Here is an 18,474-nt window from a genome sequence, read left to right on the forward strand (position 1 = left end):
CGTGGCCCGCGTGGGATAAGGTGACGTGGCTCCTGACGGAGCAGCCACGGGCTGTGGCGCAGTTTGGTAGCGCACGTGACTGGGGGTCACGGGGTCGCAGGTTCAAATCCTGTCAGCCCGACCGGGTGATGTCCCGCGACATCAGCGACGGCCGGCCCTGCTTCGTGCAGGTCCGGCCGTCGCCGTTCCGCGGGGGCGGTGCGCCCGCGCCCTCGTCTCAGACCGTCGGACGACCGATCCGCACGCGCCAGACCTCGGGCCCCTGCTCGAGGTAGTCCCAGGTGAACTGGTCCGTGTACTCGGCGTCGAACTGGTAGTAGAGGGGCTTCGGGTCGTGGTCGTTGACCAGCTCGAAGCCCGATCCCGGGGCCAGTGCGTGGTACGTCTCCAGGATCAGGGTGTGGCGCTGGGCCGGGGCCTCCGCGCGGACATCGAGCTGCTGGTCGGTGCTCATGCTCTCTCCTTCGGTGCTTGTGTGGGTGGAGCTCCCGCCTCTGCGGGCAGTCGGGCGAGGAAGTGCATGAGTCCGTTGACCCGCTCGGCCTCGCGCGGGTGCGAGTCGCGCAGCACCCACCACGCCCGCGCCGCCAGACGGCTCGCGGCGTCCGGGTGACCGTGCTGACCCAGCGCGCGCAGCGCCTTGAGAGCGACCTCGACCGTGCCGTCCAGGGCCGCATCCGGCGACTGGGCGTGCGGGGCGTCAGGTGCCATGCGTCTCCCTCGTCATTAAACACGGTCAATCCCGTGTTTATACGCGCACGTTACCGCACCACTCTGCCCGGGCGACAGCGGTCGCCTCCCACGGCAGGCACGAGGGCTCAGGTGACCTCGAACAGGCCCAGCGCGCCCCGCTCGCCGTCGCTCATGACGTGGTTGACGAAGGGGTAGCGGCCCGGCTCCGTGAAGGCCAGCTCGACGAAGCCACCCTGGGCAGCCAGCAGGCCGAGTGACTGGGACCCGCCCGAGGTGGTTCCCGGTGGGTCCAGCGGGCCGCGACCACGCTTCAGCCGGTAGGCACCCTCCTTGTACACCGTGTCGAACTGCGCTCCGACGACGTGGAACGACAGTGGCCGGTTCGGTCCCAGGTCGAGGGCCCAGACACGGATGCGTTCGCCCACCTTCGCCCGCAGCGGGCGGTCGACGTACTGGTTGACGTAGCCGTTGAACACGACGGCATCGGGCTCGTCATCGACCACCTTCGTGCTGTTGACCGCCTCACCCTGGGGTCCGAGGTGGATCTCCGACTGGGCGATGACGTACGTGCGGTCCACCTCGGCCAGGCCCTCGGGCTCGACCACGACCGCCCCGGCGAGCCCCGAGGCGATGTGCGTCGACATCGGCGGGGTGCCGCAGTGGTACATCCAGATCCCTGCGCGAGCGGCCGTGAACTCGTAGCGCAACCTCTCTCCGGGCGGGATGGTGCGCATCTCCCGGTTCGGTGCGACCTCGCTCGCGTGGAAGTCGATCGAGTGACCCATGGTCCCCTCGTTGACCAGGGTGACCACGAAGCGGTCGCCGACCCGCCCGTGGAGGGTGGGGGCCAACGAGTCGCCGTTGTACGTCCAGCGCAGCTGTGTCACGCCCGGAGCGATCTCGATCGGCACCTCCGAGACGGTCAGGGTCACCTCGCGGACCGAGGAGTCCCCCAGGGGTGGCAGGGTCGGGTCGATCCCCGTGAAGTCCTCGCCCCAGCTGTCCCTGAAGTCGATCCGCGGCGCCTCGTCGTCGCGGTCGTGACTCGGCTCCTGCGTGCCGTTCACGGACCCCGTGGCGGTGATCCGGAAGACCATCCCCATCTGACGGTGCCCGACGACGGAGCACCATCCCTGCGTGGGTGCCCCCACGGGACCGACCTCCAGCGTCGCCCGCCCGCCGGGGGAGAGCCGTGGGGACGCGGTGCCGTCGGCCAGGACGAGGTCGTGGATGTCGGTCGAGTCGGTGTTCTCCAGCTCGATCACCAGCCGGTCGCCCACGTCGACCGAGACCTCTTCCGGGTGGAACCGCATGTCGTGGGCCCGAACTCGCACCCGTCGCGTGCGACCGGTCCCCACGACGTCGCGCCGTGCGCCACCGCCGGCGGCCCGACCCAGGCCCGCGGCGGCCGGATCCAGGCCGACGCCCACGCTCGTGCCGAGCGCGATGATCCCTGCGCCGGTGAGGAGCTCCAGACGCGACCAGGCGGGGGCCGCCGGTCCCGCCGGACGCCCCTCCCGGGGGAGGTCGACCTCCCTCTGCGGCACCGCAGCACGTGCGGCCCGGACCGCACGGACCAGCAGGGGGAGTGCCAGCGCCAGGGCGAGCCCTGCAAGGACGGCGATGACGAGGCGCACCAACGGTGGGGTGGGGAGGAGGTGGAGGGCCAGGCCCAGATTGGTCACGACCACCCTGCCGGTGCCCCACCGCTCGAGCTCGGCGGCAGCGTCGTGCGTCGCTGCCGGGCTCCGGCCGAGCCGACGGGGCAGGACGCGGGTGGTGACGCCCAGCAGCATCTGCAGTGCGAAGCCCACGAGGAGGATGAGGGCCACCCGGCCGGTCGTCACCGCAGCCGGTGGCCCATCGGAGAGCGCGGCATGGAGCGTGGTGGCCAGGCCGATGACGAGCCACACCATGCCCGCTGCCGAGGACGGCAGCGAGAAGGTCGGGGGAGGGCTCTGCCCCAACCAGCCTCCCAGCGCCCCAAGGCGGATCTTCTCGCTCACGAGGCCCTCCCGGGTACGGGTCCGGCGATGGCCGACCCGGCGGCGACGACGACGAAGGCCAGGAGTGCGACGACGTTGAGGACCGCGCCCGTCTGCCACACGGTGTGCAGGCCGGCGAGGTCTCCGGGGACGAGACGGATCGCCAGGCCGATGTGCAGCAGGACGAAGGGGGCCCACATCACCGGTCGATAGGGAAGGGGGCGGCGCAGCACCGCCGGCAGGATCACCGGGGCGTGGGCCATGACCATCGAGATGGCGAACCCCAGCATGACCGCGTGGACCACGAGGTCGTAGTGGACGCCGCTCGTCCGGGCGCCGCCGACGAGCCAGACCACCGCTGCCAGGAGGAGCCAGACGTAGCCGCCCAGCAGCGCGGCCGCGCTGAAGCGCGGGAGACCCGTGGCCCGGATCGTCCGGCGAGCGACGTCGTTGCGCACGAGCCAGAGCACGAGCGAGGCGATGACCAGACCACTGAGCCTCGCCCCGGCAGACGGCCACAGCAGAGTGGCGACGAGGGTGATGGTCAGGACTCCCGCGTGCAGGACCAGGGTGCGTCCTCCGGTGGGCGGCATGTGCAGCCGCGCCAGCTCGACTCGTTCGGCACAGATCGTGAGGACGACGAAGCCCACGAGCCACGGCATCAGCCAGGGCACGTCGAGCCGGAGCCAGAGCCCGGCGCCGATCGACAGGTGGAGGGCGGCGAGGAGCTCGACGAGTACGACGTCGTCGTGGTTGCGCTGGAAGAGGGCGGCGTAGACGGTGACGAGGGCGATGCCACCGCTGACCAGGAGGGTCTGACCCACCACCAGGGGCAGGGGGGTGAGCAGGGCGATTCCCCCCGCACCCAGGAGGAGTGGCGCGGAGAAGGCCAGAGCATGCCGGAGCGCAACCGCCCGCTCCAGCGCGATGAGCGTGGCCAGGAAGCCGCCGACCATGAGCATCCCGTGGAGATCGCCGGCCCGTGCGGTCGGTGCGGGCGCCCACACGCCGACGAGCACGAGTGCGGCATTGACACCGGCGAGCATGGCCAGGCCCGCGGGGAGCAGAAACACTCCGCGGAAGAGGGGTGACGCCGTCCCAATATTTTTCACGAGACCAACCGTATATAACTGACGGTGACTGTGCTGCAGCACGTCGCCGGAAGGCTGCTCGGTTGGGCCGCGACCCAAGGTCACAGTCGGGTGTACGTCCAGCTTTTGGTCCCCTGTTCGTCCCGGTGCCGGTTATGCTCCGCAGCGGTACACAACGACGTTTCCGGAGGACAGCACGTGCGAACGCGCCTCGCGGTGGCCTTCGGGGCGCTGCTCTTCATGTTGCTCGGGGCTCCGACGGCCATGGCGCACGCCGTCGCCGGCCCGGCGTCGCTCGCCGCAGCCGAGGAGCCCGCGATCACCGGCATCCTGCGGGGACCTGATCGGGAGCCCATCGAGGGAGTCACCCTCACGGTCACCGATGCCGGGAGCGCCACGACCGACGCGAAGGGGGAGTGGCGGATCGAGGTGCCGGGCCCCGGCACGTACGAGGTGACCCTCGACACCTCGACACTGCCCGACGGGTTGCAGACCCGCGACAAGGGCGGGGAGACCCTGCCCGCGGTCCAGGTGCGGGCGGGGCGCGACTCGACGGTGATCTTCCCGCTCATCCCACAGGGGGAGCAGCAGGAGTCGGGGACACCGTCCGGGACCGACGACGCGGATTCCACGGAGTCCGACACCTCGGCGGGGACCACCGCCGGGGACGGCGGCAGTGACTTCACCGGCCGGTTCCTCCAGCTCGTCGTGGAGGGCATCAAGTACGGCACCATCATCGCCATCACCTCGGTGGGGCTGTCCCTGGTCTTCGGGACCACCGGCCTGATCAACTTCGCCCACGGGGAGCTGGTCGCGCTCGGCGCCATCGCCGCCTTCTTCTTCTCCGCCGGCGTCTTCGACCTGCCCCTCGTGCTCGCCGCCCTCGTGGCCATCGTCATCGGTGGCGGGGCCGGCGCAGCGCTCGAACGCGGTCTGTGGCGGCCCCTGCGGCTGCGGGGGACCGGACTGATCCAGATGTTCATCATCTCCATCGGCGTCTCACTGTTCCTGCGACACCTGCTGCTGATCTTCTACGGCGGCCGACGTCAGCAGTACGACCAGTACGCGCTCCAGTCGGAGATCGACCTCGGCCCGGTCTCGATCACGCCTCGGGACCTGACGGTGACCGTCGTCGCCATCGTGGTCATCATCGGTGTCGGGCTGATGCTCCAGCGCACGCGGATGGGCAAGGCGATGCGTGCGGTGTCCGACAACCGGGACCTGGCGGAGTCCTCGGGCATCGACGTCAACCGGGTCGTCCTCTTCGTCTGGATCCTCGGTGGGGGCCTGGCTGCGCTCGGTGGCGTGTTCTACGGCCTGACCACGGCCATCTACTGGGACATGGGGTTCAACCTGCTGCTGCTGATGTTCGCCGGCGTCATCCTCGGGGGCCTGGGCAGTGCCTTCGGCGCCGTGGTCGGCAGCCTGGTCGTCGGTCTCGTGGCCCAGCTGTCGACCCTGTGGTTCCCCACCGAGCTGCAGAACGCCTGGGCCCTGCTCGTTCTCATCATCGTCCTGCTCGTGCGCCCCCAAGGGATCCTTGGCCGGGCCGAGCGCGTCGGTTAGACCGACGAGTCAAGGAGAGAAATGGACTGGCCCAGCATCATCGGCAACGCCGTTCGCGGGATGTTCGGACCCGAGGCGGCGATCTATGCGCTGGCCGCGATCGGTCTGAACATCCACTTCGGCTACACCGGCCTGCTCAACTTCGGCCAGGTGGGTTTCATGCTCGTCGGTGCCTACGGCGTCGCCGTGTCGGTCGCCGTCTTCGGGTGGTCGATGTGGGTGGGCGTCCTCCTGGGGATCGTCTGCGCGATCCTGCTGGCACTTCTTCTGGGCCTTCCCACGCTGCGATTGCGTGGGGACTACCTGGCGATCGCCACCATCGCCGCTGCCGAGGTCCTCAGGTACTTCTACCGCTCGAGCACCCTCGAGCCGCTCACCGGGGGCGTCTACGGTCTGCGCCAGTTCGCCGGGGAGTTCTTCGTGCTCAATCCCTACCCCTCCGGGACGTACGGGTGGGGGCAGGTCACCTTCGACCACCGCTCGATGTGGGTGATGACCGTCGGCTGGGGCCTGGTGGCCCTCGGCTGCCTCATGGTCAAGCTGTTGATCAGCAGCCCGTGGGGGAGGGTGCTGCGCTCGGTGCGTGAGGACGAGCTGGCCGCACGGAGCCTGGGCAAGAGCGCCTACGGCTTCAAGCTGCAGAGCCTCGTGCTCGGTGGGGCCCTGGGTGGGCTTGCCGGAGTGCTCATGGCGATCAGCATCCAGTCCGTGCAGCCGGACAGCTACGACCCGAAGGTGACCTTCTACCTGTACACGATCGTCATCCTCGGCGGTGCCAGTCGGGTGCTGGGCCCCGTCCTGGGTTCGATCATCTTCTGGTTCATCGTCACCTTCTTCGACGCCTTCCTGCGGAGTGCGACCTCCTCGGGACTCATCTCCCCGTCGGTCCTCGACAGCGGCGACGTCGGAGCGGCCCGATTCCTCCTCGTCGGTCTCGGTCTGGTCCTGCTGATGGTCTTCCGACCGGCGGGGATCCTCGGGAACCAGAAGGAGCTGAGGCTCGATGTCCGATGACCAGGTGCACGGGGTGCCGGACGGGCCGAGGAAGGATGCCGCGATGAGCGAAGCACCGACCGTGGGAGCGGCGCAGCTCGTGGGGGTGCGTCCGGAGCCGGGTGTCGCGAAGCCCGACCCGATCTTCGTCGCCGACGACGTCGTGCGCAGCTTCGGCGGTCTCAAGGCGGTCGACGTCGACCACCTCGAGATCCAGCGCGGGACGATCACCTCCCTCATCGGCCCCAACGGTGCCGGGAAGTCGACCTTCTTCAACGTCGTCTCCGGGTTCGACACACCGGACAGCGGCACCTGGAGCTTCCAGGGTCAGGACGTGTCCAAGCTGCCCGCGCACCGGGTGGCCCGACGGGGGATGGTCCGCACCTTCCAGCTGACCAAGGCGCTGACCCGGCTGACGGCACGCGAGAACCTCATGCTCGGCGCGACCCACCAGGTGGGGGAGCGATTCGTCCCCGCACTGCTGCGGTTCCCGTGGAGATCGCAGGAAGCCGAGATCGGGACGCGGGCGGACGAGCTCCTGGAGCGTTTCAACCTGGCCCACATGCGGGACGAGTTCGCCGGCACGATGTCCGGCGGCCAGCGAAAGCTGCTGGAGATGGCGCGCGCCCTGATGGTCGAGCCGACGATGATCATGCTCGACGAACCGATGGCCGGCGTGAACCCGGCCCTCACCCAGTCCCTGCTCGGGCACATCCAGACGCTGCGCGACGAGGGGATGACCATCGTCCTCGTCGAGCACGACATGGACGTCGTGATGGGGATCAGCGACTGGGTGACGACGTTCGCCCAGGGACGGCTGATCGCCGAAGGTCGCCCGGACGACATCCGCCGGGACAAGGCCGTCATCGACGCCTACCTCGGGACGCGGCGCAGCCTGCCCCAGCAGGAGAAGGAGACCGGCGATGAATGACAGCGAACCGACCCGCGAGACGGTACTCACCGCGGTCGACCTGGTGGCCGGGTACATCCCGGGGGTCGACATCCTGCGTGGGTGCAACGCCCGGGTGGACAAGGGCGAGCTCGTCGGGATCATCGGCCCCAACGGCGCCGGGAAGTCGACGTTGATCAAGGCCATGTTCGGTCTGGTACCCGTGACCGGTGGCCAGGTCCTGCTGGCCGAGAAGGACATCACGTCCCTGCCGGCGCACGCCATGGTCTCCGAGGGAGTCGGCTACGTCCCGCAGAACAACAACGTCTTCCCGTCGCTGACCGTCGAGGAGAACCTCGAGATGGGGATGTACCTGCGGCCCAAGGAGTTCGGCACCCGCTTCGCCGTGGTCAGCGAGATCTTCCCCCTGCTCTCCGAGCGACGCGGCCAGAAGTGCGGGTCCCTCTCCGGTGGCGAACGTCAGGTGGTGGCGATGGGGCGTGCCCTGATGACCGACCCGGCCGTCCTCCTCCTCGACGAGCCGTCCGCAGGACTCTCGCCGATGATGCAGGACGCCGTCTTCGAGTCGGTCCTGAAGATCAACCGGGCCGGCGTCTCCATCCTCATGGTCGAGCAGAACGCCACCAACTGCCTGGAGATCTCCGACCGCGCCTACGTCCTCGACCAGGGCCAGAATGCCTACACCGGGACGGGCAAGGAGCTCCTGCACGACCCGAAGGTCATCGAGCTCTACCTGGGGACCCTCGCGCGCATCTGACCCCTCACCTGCCACCTCCGACGACGAAGGGCCCGACCGCGCGATGCGGCCGGGCCCTTCGTCGTGGAGCATCTGCCCCGATCACTCCTCTGCGGTGACGTCCTGCACCCGGACGGTCTCGAGGTCGCCCTCGTCGTTGAAGGTGTACACCTCGATCGAGGCCGCGCCCGGCTCACCGTCGTCGGTGAAGTCCAACGGACCGCTGGCACCCTGGTAGTTGATGTCGGTGCCCTCCTCGATCATGCCCTTGCACTCCTCGAAGGTGGAGCACTCCTCACCGTCCTTGGTCACCCCGCCGACCTCCTCCTTGAAGTCGATTGGGTCGGTGCTCTCCGCCTGCTCGGCAGCCAGGGCGATGATGTTGACGCAGTCGAAGACCTGCGGGGCGAACTGCGTCTCCTTCAGGTCGGGCGCGAACTCCTGGAGATCCTTCAGGAAGGCATCGTTGGCCGACGACGCCGGGGCCGTGCCCTTCATGCCCGACAGGACGCTGGGGTCGTTCTCGTTCACCAGCTCCGGCAGCTCCTCGCTGCGCAGACCGTCCGCGCCGTAGAGGCCGACCTCGTCGGTGGTCATGCCCGACTCCACCAGGCCCGAGAGGATCTGCTTGCCCTCCTCGAAGGCGATCAATACGACTGCGTCGGGCTTCGCGCCCGAGGCCTTCTGGACGACGGCGTCGAAGTTGGTCGCCTTCGGGTCGTACATCTCCTTGGTGGCGACCGTCGCGCCCGAGCTCTCGAGCGCCTCCGCAGTGGCATCCACCAGGCCCTTGCCGTAGTCGTCGGCGCGCCCGATCAGGGCGACGTTGCTGTACCCGTCACCGATGATCGTCTCAGCGAGGACCGGGCCCTGCATGGCATCCGACGGAGCGGTGCGGAAGTAGAAACCGTCGTCCTCGTACCCGGTGAACGTCGGTGCGGTGTTGGAGCCGGAGCACTGCACGACCTGGGACCCGGTGATCTTGTCGATGATCGCCAGGGACATGCCCGAGGCCGCGGCTCCGATGATGGCATCGACGTCGGCGTTGAGCACCCGCTCGGCCGACTGGGAGGCGATGGCCGCGGTGTCGGCCTCGTCACCGCTGACGAGGTCGCCGATGTCCTGCCCGAGGACCCCGCCGGCAGCGTTGATCTCGCTGATCGCGTACTTGGTGGCCTCGATCTGGGGCGGTCCCAGGAAGGCGAGCTGCCCGGTCTCGGGGAGCACGTAGCCCAGCTGCAGGGGCTCGCTCGAACCACCGCCACCGCCGCCCGCGTCGTCGCCGCCATCGCCCCCGTCGCCCCCTCCGCCGCAGGCGGAAAGCACCATCAGCGCCGCCGCTGTGACACTGAGCGTCTTCGTGCGCATGCTCACACGCATACGTTCTCCTTAGACAAACTGCCGAGGGTCCGACCGGCATCGTTGTCGGCGTGACCCTTCCCCGGCCATGTGGATGCGGGAACGCTAGCACCGGGCACGGGACAAGTCGGCCCTTCTGAATCACCTGTGACCCGCTCGAGACCTGCGGTGCCGGTCCACGACCTCCGGCCACCGGGCAAGGGACCGGTTTGCCTTCCGGGTGGAGGGGTAGTCGGAGGGGAGACGTCCTGGCAGACGACGAAGGAGGACAACCCATGAACGAGTCCGAGATCAGCACGAGGGCGGCAGCGATGACGACCGGCGAGGACGGCGGATTCCCTGCGCAGCAGCAGGAGCTGCCGGGGTCGAGCGCCCGGATGGAACCGGTCCCGGACCACGGCGAGGAGACGTGGGTCGGCTCCGGTCGCCTGCAGGGGATGCGGGCGCTGATCACCGGCGGGGACTCGGGGATCGGTCGAGCCGTGGCCATCGCCTTCGCCCGGGAGGGCGCTGACGTGGCGCTGTCCTACCTGCCCGAGGAGCAGGAGGACGCGGAGGCCACCGCGGACTGGGTCCGTGATGCCGGGCGGGAGGTCGTCCTGTGCCCGGGTGACCTGCAGTCCCAGCAGGTGTGCGCCGACGTCGTCGCGAGCACCGTGTCGGGGTTGGGCGGGATCGACGTCCTCGTCAACAACGCAGGGGTGCAGATGGCCCGGGACCAGGGGATCGAGGACATCTCCGACGAGCGTCTCGACCGGGTCTTCAAGACCAACCTCTACGCACTCTTCTGGATGACGCGGGCGGCCCTGCCGCACCTCGGTCGAGGGTCGAGCATCATCAACGTCAGCTCCATCCAGGCCTTCGAGCCCTCGCCGTCGTTGTTGGACTACGCATCGACCAAGGCGGCGATCAACAACTTCACCGTCAACCTCGCGGCCGAGGTGGGCGAGCGCGGCATCCGGGTCAACGCCGTCGCTCCCGGGCCCATCTGGACCCCGCTCCAGCCGGCCACCCAGCCCGAGAAGAAGATCAAGGCATTCGGAGCCGACACGCCCCTCGGGCGAGCGGGGCAGCCGGGCGAGCTGGCCGGGGCCTTCGTCTACCTGGCCTCACCGGCGGAGGCGAGCTATGTCTCCGGCACGGTCCTGGGCGTCACCGGCGGCAAGCCCGTCTTCTGAGGCGCTCAGGAGGCGGCGACTGCGTCGCCGGTCGACCGGCGCGCGCGGACGCCCAGGATGGCCGCGCCGCAGACGGCTGCGGTGAAGGAGCCCAGGAGGACCCCGATCTTCACGTGCTCGTCGGCGACGCTGGAGCTGCCGAAGGCGAGCTCACCCACGAGCAGCGAGACGGTGAACCCGACACCGGCGACGAACCCCATCCCGACCATGTCGGGCCAGCTCAGGTCCGAGTCCAGCTGGAAGGCGGGGAGCCGGCTGAGCAGGAAGGTGGTCCCGACGATGCCGATCGGCTTGCCCACGACGAGACCGAGGATGATGCCGATGGTGATCGGGTCCTGCAGCGCCTTGGTCATCCCCGCGATCCCGCCGACCGTGACGCCGGCGGAGAAGAAGGCGAAGACCGGCACGGCCACGAGGGTGGAGAAGATGCCCCACTGGTCCGCCAGGTAGGCAGTGAGCCCGTTGTAGACCGGCTCGCCCTCCTCGGTCGTGTAGCTGAGCACCCGGGCTCGGGCCGTGGCCACGACCGGCACGGTGAAGCCGAGAAGGACTCCCGCCACGGTGGCGTGGATCCCCGAGAGGTGCACCAGGGCCCAGGTGGCGAAGCCCAGGGGCACCAGGAGCCACCAGGCGAGCACCCCGCGCTGGACGAGAACCGTGAAGAGTGCCAGCGGGACGAGTGCGAGCAACAGCCACTGCAGCTGCAGTCCCTGGGCGTAGAAGACGGCGATGATCGTGATCGCGATGAGGTCGTCGACGATCGCCAGGGTGAGCAGGAAGACCCGCAGCGCCGACGGGAGGCCGCGAGCCACCACGGCCAGGACCGCCACGGCGAAGGCGATGTCGGTGGCGGTCGGGATCGCCCAGCCCTGCAGCGCCTCGCCCCCGGCGGACATGGTGATGGCGAAGTAGATCGCTGCCGGGACGATGACGCCACCAGCCGCCGCAGCGATCGGCAGGGCGGCCGTCTTCGGGTCGCGCAGCTTGCCCGCGACGAACTCCTCCTTCAGCTCCAGACCGACGACGAAGAAGAAGATCGCCAGCAGGCCGTCAGCGGCCCACTCCCCGACGGACAGGTCGAGGTGGAGCGCCGACGGGCCGAGGTGGGTGTCCCTCAGGGACTCGTACATCTCGACGGCAGGAGTGTTGGCACACACCAGGGCGAACACCGTCGCCACGAGAAGGAGGCCGCCGCCGAAGGCGTCGCTGCGGGCGTTCTCGCGGACACCGCGCCACAGCTCGTGGGGCGCGAGCCTGCTCGTGGAGGTCGTCTCGGGATCGGTCATGGGGACCCGGCTTTCACGAGGTGCGGACGAGGACGGCGGGCTGCTCCCCGGAGCATGGGGGAGGGCGCTTGGTACACGTCGTCGTGGGGGCGATCACAGGCCGAGTGTACGGGGTGGCCTCCGGCGTGCCCGGGAGCGACGTCGGCTCGGTGCCGGACCGTGTCAGCGGACGGGGACCCGCCGTAGCTGCTCTGCATCCAGCACCGGCAACCGGTACTCGTCACGCAGCATGTCGAGGGCGAGCTCGTGCAGCTCCGGTCGGTGCGATCCGATCGCATCGCGCACCAGGACCACCTCGAGCTGGACGGCGAAGGCGTGGGCGGCCGTCGCCGCGACGCACGTGTGGGTCGACACCCCGACGACCACGAGTGCGTCGAGGCCCAGCCCGGCGACGATCTCGTGCAGATCGGTGCCGATGAAGGCGTCATCGCGGGTCTTGACCACCGTCGTGGCGTCGCCGAGGTCGAGCTCGTGGAGGGTGGCGGTGTGCGCGTCGCCCTCGAAGAGGTAACCCTGCTCGTCCTCGAGCATGTTCAGTGTCCAGGTCGAGCGGTCCCTCCGGTGCTGCGTGACCACGTTGATCACCGGCAGCCCCAGATCACGCGCCCACGCGAGGACGGTCTCGCAGTGGGCGACGATCTGTTGCCGGCGCTCCTTGAGCGCGGCCGCCTCGAAGTAGGCCTCTTGCATGTCGATGACGACGACGCCGGTGCGGTCGGGGCGCCCGCGCCAGGGCGCGGCCCCCCGGGCGTTGTCGTCGTGGGTCGATGTCTGTTGGTCGTTCACGGGGGAGAAGGTACCCAGTGGAGCCCCGCTCATGTGTACCGGCACATCGGTCGGACCGCGGGGACGGGATGACGAAGGGGGCGGGCCGCGCGGCCCCGCCCCCTTCGTCATGTCGTCGTGATCAGTCCTCGGTGAGGGAGAGGGCCGGGTACACGCCGTTCTCGTCGTGGACCTCGCGACCCGTGACCGGTGGGTTGAAGACGCACGCGCAGTGGATCTCCTCCTCGACGGTCACGGTGTGCTTGTCCGCGTCGTCGAGCATGTACATCACGCCCGGCTCGAGGGGGTACGTCTCGCCGGTGTCGCGGTCGGTCAGCGTCCCCTTGCCCTGGTAGACGTACACGGCCTCGACGTGGTTGGCGTACCAGAAGTCGGACGACGTCCCCGCCTTCAGGATCGTGATGTGGAAGCTGAAGCCGACCTTGTCCTTGGCCAGGACCATGCGGCGACTCTGCCAGTTGCCGTGGACGATGTCGTACTCGGTGCCGTCGAGGTCGTTGACGTTGACAACCTTCATCGGGATCTCCTTGTCTCGTAAGTGTGGTGGTGGGAAGGCTCAGGCCGTGGTGCGCTCGGGTGCACCCAGGACCTCGCGGGTCGCGTCCTCGAGCTGGTCCAGGCCTGCGGCCAGCTCGTCCTCGGTGATCGTCAGCGGAGGCATGATCTTGACGACCTCGCTGGACGGGCCGGAGGTCTCGACCAGGAGCTTGCGCGTGAACGCGGCCTTCGCGATCTTCTCCGCGACCTCGACGTCGCGGAAGGCGACGCCGGAGAGCAGGCCGCGGCCACGCAGCTCGCTGCCCTCGGCCAGACCGGCGAGGACCTCGAGACGCGAGCGCAGCTGCTCGCTCCGCGCGGCGATGTTGCGCTCCAGGGTGTCGTCGGCCCAGTAGGTGCGCAGCGCCTTGGCACCGGTGACGAAGGCGGGGTTGTGACCGCGGAAGGTGCCGTTGTGCTCGCCCGGCTCCCAGTCGTCGATCTCCGGCTTCATCAGGGTCAGCGCCATGGGCAGTCCGTACCCGGAGATGGACTTGCTCAGGGTGATGATGTCCGGGTCGAGGCCGAACTCCTCGAAGGAGAAGAACGTGCCGGTGCGGCCGCAGCCGGCCTGGACGTCGTCGACGATCAGCAGGACCTTGTACTCGCGGCACAGCTCCTGCAGCTCCTTGAGCCACTGGCCGCGGGCGGCCTTGAGGCCACCCTCGCCCTGGACGGACTCCACGATGACCGCGGCGGGCAGGTTGGTGCCCGAGCCGCTGTCGGCCCAGATGCGCTTGAGCCAGGCGAAGTCCGAGGTCTCCCCGAGGAGGTAGTCGTCGTAGGGGGCCGACGTCGCGTGGTAGAGGGGGGTCCCCGCGCCGGCGCGCTTGAAGGCGTTCCCGGTCACGGCCAGGGAGCCGAGCGTCATGCCGTGGAAGGCGTTGGTGAAGTGGACGACGTCCTCACGCCCGGTCGCCTTGCGAGCGGTCTTGAGCGCGGTCTCGACGGCATTGGTGCCGGTGGGGCCGGGGAACTGGATCTTGTGCGTCATCCCGCGCGGCGCGAGGATGATCTCGGTGAACGCCTCGAGGAACTCGCGCTTGGCCCGGGTGTACATGTCCATGGAGTGGGTGACCCCGTCCGAGGAGATGTACTCGAGCAGCGCCTCCTTGAGCACGTCGTTGTTGTGCCCGTAGTTGAGGGCGCCCGCACCGGAGAAGAAGTCGGTGTAGCGCTCACCGTCCTCGGTGTACTGGTACGGACCCTTGGCCGTGTCGAACACCACGGGCCAGTTGCGGCAGTAGCTGCGCACCTCCGACTCGCGCGTGGTGAAGATGTCCGTGTTGGCAGCGTTCATGGTTGTCCTTCCGGTGGACGGGTCAGTGGAGAGGTCTGTCGTGGGCTGAGCCGGGTTCAGAACGGTCCGATGCGGTGCAGCACCTCCGGCTCGTGCCCCTCGTCGGGGAAGTGCTCCCGCTCGAACAGGGCGATCTCCTCGTGCTCGGCCCCACGCTTGCGCGCGAACGCACCGAACAGCGCGCGGGAGGCGGCGTTGTCGTCGGTGATCGTCGTCTCGAGCGAGGTCACGCCCGGCACGGTGTCGGCGAGGTGGTCGAGCATCCGTCCGGCCAGGCCGTGGCCACGCTGGTCGGAGTCGACGGCCACCTGCCACACCATGAGGGTGTGGGGGGCGTCGGGACGGATGTAGCCGCTGACGAATCCGACGACCTCCCCATCGCGCTCGGTCACGACGCTCGTCGCGGCGAAGTCCCGCGCCCACAGCAGGTAGGCGTAGGAGGTGTTGAGGTCGAGCGTGCGGGAGTCCTTGGCCACGCGCCACATGGCGCCACCGTCCGCGATGGTCGGTGTGCGCAGGACGAAGGGGGACTCGTCCGGGGGCTGTTGGTCTTGAGCTGCGTCGATGGTCACCTGTTTCAACCTAACGTGACCAGCGCACAGATCAAGTCAGGGTTTCGGTCAGGTAACGAAATGACTTGCGGCTCAACGGAACTCGATAAATCGTGAAAAAGGCCACCTGACCGTGTCCGGGTGCGCCTCATCGGTCCGCGGGCTGCTCGAGTGCCTTCGCCATCCGGCGCACCGCCTCGTCGAGGACCTCCGGCGAGGCGGCGAAGTTCAGGCGGACGTGGCCGCGTCCGGCACCGAAGGGCAGGCCCGAGTTGAACGCGACCCGTCCGTGTCGGAGGAAGTGGGCGGCGGGGTCGTCCCCGAGGTCGAGTGCGCGGCAGTCCAGCCACGCGAGGTAGGTCGCCTCGCCGGGTCGCCACCTGATCTCGGGCAGGTGTTCGGCGAGCAGGTCACCGAGCAGGGACCTGTTCGCGGTGAGGTCGGAGACCAGCTCGGCAAGCCATTCCTGGCCCTCGTCCATGGCCGCGATGTGCGCTCGGACACCGGCATGGCTGGCGGTGTGGGCCAGGTACCGGGGCACACCGCGGACCGCTGCGGAGGCATCCGGCCCGCCGACGACCGCCGCCGCCTTCAGACCGGCGAGGTTCCACCCCTTCGCCGGTGAGATCACGCTGAGCGCCCCGGCTGCCTCCGGGATCGACACGACGGGGGTGAACTGCGCCCCCGGGAGCACCAGCGGCGCATGGACCTCGTCGCTGATGACGGCCACCCCGTGCCGCTCCGCGGCCGTGGCCAGGTCGGTGAGCTCGGCCGCGGTCGGCACGGTGCCGGTGGGGTTGTGCGGGTTCGACAGCAGGACGGCGCCGCGCCCGGGGGAGGAGGCGAATGCCGCCTCCAGCGCCGGTACGTCGTAGCGACCCGCCGCGGTCAGCTCGACCTCGACCTTCCGCCGGCCGGTCGCCGCCACCACCGAGTGGAACGGCGGGTAGACGGGCACCGTGATGTACACGGGGTCGTCGGGGTCGGTGAGGGAGAGGATCGCCGCCCTGACCCCGCTCATGGCATCGGTGACCAGCGCCATCCGGGAGGGATCGACCGGTGCGGACCACCGGGCGTACCAGCGGGCCACCGCTTCGAGGTAGGGGGCCGTGACGGGGTACCCGAGGTCTCCGTCGGTGACGAGCCGCCGGATCTCCGCAGCCACGGGTGGTGCCGGCATGACGTCCATCTCGGCGACCCACAGCGGGAGCACGTCGGGGTCGTGGTGCCGCCACTTGATGCTCGTGCGCCGTCGACAGGTGGTCTCGTCGTGGATCAGGAGATGACGCTGCATGCACCCACTCTTGCACCGTGGGGACCGCCTAGTCTGGGGAGGTGCGCACGACCGGTGCACTCGCGCCCATGACCGTCCAGCAGGGAGAGGAGCCTCTCGTGCGACCCGACGAGCCGCGCCCTCCCGTCGACGAGTCCGAGCTGGACTACGTCGAGACGAAGGGTGCCCACCCCCTCGCCCGCCGCCCCGACGCCTCCATGACCCTGCTGACCTCGATGCTCGAACGGCCGTTGGACCCCGGCTACGCGGCCGCGGCGGAGCGGCGCGAGGCGGCCGGCCTGCCGCGCTCCAGCGGTACCCGCCGCCCGATGCTGATCGCGTGGCTGCTGCTCATCGGCCTGATGATCGGGGTGAGCACGGCCGACCTGCGCGGCGACGACGGTGCACGCGCCGACGCCCGCGCCCGGCTGATCAGCCAGATCGAGGACCGTCAGGAGGCGGTCGAGGAGCGCGACGGCCGGATCCGGGAGCTGCGCGCGGAGATCGCCACCGCCACCGCACTGCTGGACCCCGACCTCGTGGGCGCCCAGCAGGAGGGGGTCAGCGTCGCCAGCGGACTCGTCCCCGTGGCCGGTCCCGGCCTGCGCGTCACGCTCGATGATTCCCCCGACAGCCGCACGAGCGCCGACGGCGACCCGAGGACCGGGATCAACGACGAGGGGCGAGTGCGCTCCAAGGACCTGCAGCTGATCACCAACGGACTGTGGAGCGCGGGTGCGGAGGCGATCGCCGTCAACGGGCAGCGACTGACGTCCAGGACCGCCATCCGCTTCGCCGGCGAGGCCATCCTCGTCAACTTCCGCCCGCTGACCCGTCCGTACACGATCGAGGCCATCGGTGACCCGGAGCAGATGCAGACGAACTTCGCCGAGAGCTCGGCCGGCTCCTACATGACGGGGCTCCGCAGCAACTACGGCATCGAGACCACACTGACCACGCAGGACGAGCTCGAGCTGCCCAGCGCCACCAACGTCCGCACCCGCGCGGCGACGGCCATCCCCTCGGGGGCGACGCCTCCGGTGACCCCCCTGAAGAAGGAGACCCCATGATCCCCGCGTTCGGCCTGCTGGTCGGGATCATCCTCGGCCTCGTCCTGCAGCCCGATGTCCCCGTGTGGATGCAGCCGTACCTGCCCATCGCGGTCATCGCCGCCCTGGACGCGGTCTTCGGCGCCGTCCGTGCCACGCTGGACGGCATCTTCAACGACAAGGTCTTCGTCGTCAGCTTCCTGTCGAACGTCCTGGTGGCCGCCTTCATCGTCTTCTTGGGCGACCAGCTCGGCGTCGGCTCCCAGATGTCGACGGGGGTCGTGGTCATCCTCGGTGTGCGGATCTTCTCCAACGTGGCCTCCATCCGGCGGCACCTCTTCAAGGCATGAGCGACGACATGGACGACAGCAGCGCCCAGGGCCCCGGTGCGACGGGGGAGGAGCCCGGCACGAAGCCCGCCGCAGGCTCCACGCGCAGCAGCAGGGCCTCCTGGCGCCGGATCTACCTGATGGCGCGCCCGCGACTGACGCGAGCCAATGTCTTCGCCCTCCTGCTCGCGTCGCTGCTCGGATTCGCCCTCGCCACCCAGGTGCGACAGACCCAGGCGGAGGGGCTGGAGGACCTGCGTCAGGACGAGCTGGTGCGCATCCTCGACGACGTCACCCAGAACGGCAGTCGCCTGGACGAGGAGATCGCCGAGCTGGAGGAGGCGCGTGACCGGCTCGCCAACAGCGAGGGCAACTCGCCGGAGGCGCTCGCCGCCGCCCGGGAGCGGGCCGAGACCCTTGGCATCCTGGCGGGCACCGAGCGGGCGACCGGGCCGGGGATCACCCTGCGCATCGAGGACCACGGAGGCGAGGTCGACGCGGCAACCCTCCTGGACACCGTGCAGGAGCTGCGTGACGCGGGCGCCGAGGCCATGCAGGTCGGTGACGCGCGGATCATCGCGAGCACGTGGTTCCGGGACAGCGAGGAGGGCGTCGTGGTCGACGGCAGGACCCTCGAGCCGCCGTACACCTTCGTCGTCATCGGTGACCCGCAGACGATGAGCTCGGCCATGGAGATCCCCGGCGGTGTGTCCGAGTCGATCCGCAGCAAGGGCGGCGAGGTGACCGTGCACGAGTTCTCCTCGATCAACGTGGAGGCATTGCACTCCAATTCATCGCCTCGTTACGCTCAGCCCCACCCGGAGCCGACCGACGGCTTGCAGTGAGCCGGGA

Annotated in this window: 19 protein-coding genes and 1 tRNA gene; 9 read left to right on the top strand and 11 right to left on the bottom strand. The window is 69.5% G+C overall.

Features of this window, described 5'->3' with window-relative positions:
- Positions 1–47 precede the first annotated feature (47 nt).
- Positions 48–121, top strand: a tRNA-Pro gene (locus O9K63_RS04425).
- Between the two features lie 96 nt (positions 122–217).
- On the opposite strand, the gene O9K63_RS04430 is transcribed toward O9K63_RS04425, so the two are convergent.
- The 4 genes from O9K63_RS04430 to O9K63_RS04445 form a co-directional block, all read right to left on the bottom strand.
- A complete protein-coding gene (locus tag O9K63_RS04430) occupies positions 218–454 on the bottom strand; it encodes a DUF2249 domain-containing protein (protein ID WP_277240908.1) in 237 nt (78 codons plus the stop codon).
- A complete protein-coding gene (locus tag O9K63_RS04435) occupies positions 451–711 on the bottom strand; it encodes a hypothetical protein (RefSeq protein ID WP_277240910.1) in 261 nt (86 codons plus the stop codon). Before O9K63_RS04435 ends, O9K63_RS04430 begins: the two co-directional genes overlap by 4 nt.
- 107 nt (positions 712–818) lie before the next feature.
- On the bottom strand, positions 819–2,699 hold the full coding sequence (locus tag O9K63_RS04440; RefSeq protein ID WP_277240913.1) for a multicopper oxidase domain-containing protein: 1,881 nt from the start codon (positions 2,697–2,699) through the stop codon (positions 819–821).
- Entirely contained in the window at positions 2,696–3,751 is a 1,056-nt protein-coding gene (locus tag O9K63_RS04445) for a hypothetical protein (protein ID WP_277240915.1), read from the bottom strand. Before O9K63_RS04445 ends, O9K63_RS04440 begins: the two co-directional genes overlap by 4 nt.
- A 216-nt stretch (positions 3,752–3,967) precedes the next feature.
- Between O9K63_RS04445 and O9K63_RS04450 the strand changes: the two genes are divergently transcribed.
- From O9K63_RS04450 to O9K63_RS04465, 4 genes are read left to right on the top strand one after another with little or no spacing between them, the layout of a single operon-like run.
- Positions 3,968–5,335 (top strand): branched-chain amino acid ABC transporter permease, encoded by a 1,368-nt coding sequence (locus tag O9K63_RS04450; protein WP_277240917.1) that lies wholly within the window; start codon positions 3,968–3,970, stop codon positions 5,333–5,335.
- Between the two features lie 21 nt (positions 5,336–5,356).
- Positions 5,357–6,349, top strand: a complete 993-nt coding sequence (locus tag O9K63_RS04455; RefSeq protein ID WP_277240919.1) for a branched-chain amino acid ABC transporter permease — start codon at positions 5,357–5,359, stop codon at positions 6,347–6,349.
- A 43-nt stretch (positions 6,350–6,392) separates the two neighbouring features.
- The gene (locus O9K63_RS04460; protein WP_277240922.1) at positions 6,393–7,259 is read left to right on the top strand and encodes an ABC transporter ATP-binding protein; all 867 of its coding nucleotides are present in this window, start codon (positions 6,393–6,395) and stop codon (positions 7,257–7,259) included.
- Entirely contained in the window at positions 7,252–7,995 is a 744-nt protein-coding gene (locus O9K63_RS04465; RefSeq protein ID WP_277240924.1) for an ABC transporter ATP-binding protein, read from the top strand. The genes O9K63_RS04460 and O9K63_RS04465 overlap by 8 nt, the downstream gene beginning before the upstream one ends.
- A gap of 81 nt (positions 7,996–8,076) precedes the next feature.
- Here the strand turns inward: O9K63_RS04465 and O9K63_RS04470 are convergent, their stop codons facing one another.
- Positions 8,077–9,342 (bottom strand): ABC transporter substrate-binding protein, encoded by a 1,266-nt coding sequence (locus tag O9K63_RS04470; RefSeq protein ID WP_277242258.1) that lies wholly within the window; start codon positions 9,340–9,342, stop codon positions 8,077–8,079.
- 266 nt (positions 9,343–9,608) lie between these two features.
- Between O9K63_RS04470 and O9K63_RS04475 the strand changes: the two genes are divergently transcribed.
- Positions 9,609–10,511, top strand: a complete 903-nt coding sequence (locus tag O9K63_RS04475) for an SDR family oxidoreductase (protein ID WP_277240926.1) — start codon at positions 9,609–9,611, stop codon at positions 10,509–10,511.
- A gap of 5 nt (positions 10,512–10,516) precedes the next feature.
- Here the strand turns inward: O9K63_RS04475 and nhaA are convergent, their stop codons facing one another.
- The 6 genes from nhaA to O9K63_RS04505 all read right to left on the bottom strand — a co-directional run bounded on the left by nhaA (position 10,517) and on the right by O9K63_RS04505 (position 16,265).
- Positions 10,517–11,797 carry a Na+/H+ antiporter NhaA gene (gene nhaA / locus O9K63_RS04480; protein WP_277240928.1) on the bottom strand — a complete coding sequence of 427 codons (1,281 nt, stop codon included), beginning with the start codon at positions 11,795–11,797 and terminating at the stop codon, positions 10,517–10,519.
- A gap of 162 nt (positions 11,798–11,959) precedes the next feature.
- Entirely contained in the window at positions 11,960–12,583 is a 624-nt protein-coding gene (locus O9K63_RS04485) for a cysteine hydrolase family protein (RefSeq protein ID WP_277240930.1), read from the bottom strand.
- A 121-nt stretch (positions 12,584–12,704) separates the two neighbouring features.
- Positions 12,705–13,100 carry an ectoine synthase gene (locus O9K63_RS04490; protein ID WP_277240932.1) on the bottom strand — a complete coding sequence of 132 codons (396 nt, stop codon included), beginning with the start codon at positions 13,098–13,100 and terminating at the stop codon, positions 12,705–12,707.
- Between the two features lie 39 nt (positions 13,101–13,139).
- Entirely contained in the window at positions 13,140–14,420 is a 1,281-nt protein-coding gene (gene ectB / locus O9K63_RS04495; RefSeq protein ID WP_277240934.1) for a diaminobutyrate--2-oxoglutarate transaminase, read from the bottom strand.
- A 56-nt stretch (positions 14,421–14,476) separates the two neighbouring features.
- Positions 14,477–14,992 (bottom strand): diaminobutyrate acetyltransferase, encoded by a 516-nt coding sequence (gene ectA, locus O9K63_RS04500; protein WP_277240936.1) that lies wholly within the window; start codon positions 14,990–14,992, stop codon positions 14,477–14,479.
- Between the two features lie 127 nt (positions 14,993–15,119).
- Positions 15,120–16,265 (bottom strand): MalY/PatB family protein, encoded by a 1,146-nt coding sequence (locus tag O9K63_RS04505; protein WP_277240938.1) that lies wholly within the window; start codon positions 16,263–16,265, stop codon positions 15,120–15,122.
- Between the two features lie 68 nt (positions 16,266–16,333).
- Between O9K63_RS04505 and O9K63_RS04510 the strand changes: the two genes are divergently transcribed.
- Genes O9K63_RS04510 through O9K63_RS04520 form a run of 3 tightly spaced genes read left to right on the top strand, consistent with a single transcriptional unit; the run spans position 16,334 to position 18,467 of the window.
- The gene (locus O9K63_RS04510; protein ID WP_277240939.1) at positions 16,334–17,314 is read left to right on the top strand and encodes a DUF881 domain-containing protein; all 981 of its coding nucleotides are present in this window, start codon (positions 16,334–16,336) and stop codon (positions 17,312–17,314) included.
- Entirely contained in the window at positions 17,311–17,643 is a 333-nt protein-coding gene (locus O9K63_RS04515) for a small basic family protein (RefSeq protein ID WP_277240941.1), read from the top strand. Before O9K63_RS04510 ends, O9K63_RS04515 begins: the two co-directional genes overlap by 4 nt.
- The gene (locus O9K63_RS04520; protein WP_277240943.1) at positions 17,640–18,467 is read left to right on the top strand and encodes a DUF881 domain-containing protein; all 828 of its coding nucleotides are present in this window, start codon (positions 17,640–17,642) and stop codon (positions 18,465–18,467) included. The genes O9K63_RS04515 and O9K63_RS04520 overlap by 4 nt, the downstream gene beginning before the upstream one ends.
- Positions 18,468–18,474 lie beyond the last annotated feature (7 nt).

This window comes from Janibacter cremeus (genome assembly GCF_029395675.1).
GTDB lineage: Bacteria > Actinomycetota > Actinomycetes > Actinomycetales > Dermatophilaceae > Janibacter > Janibacter cremeus_A.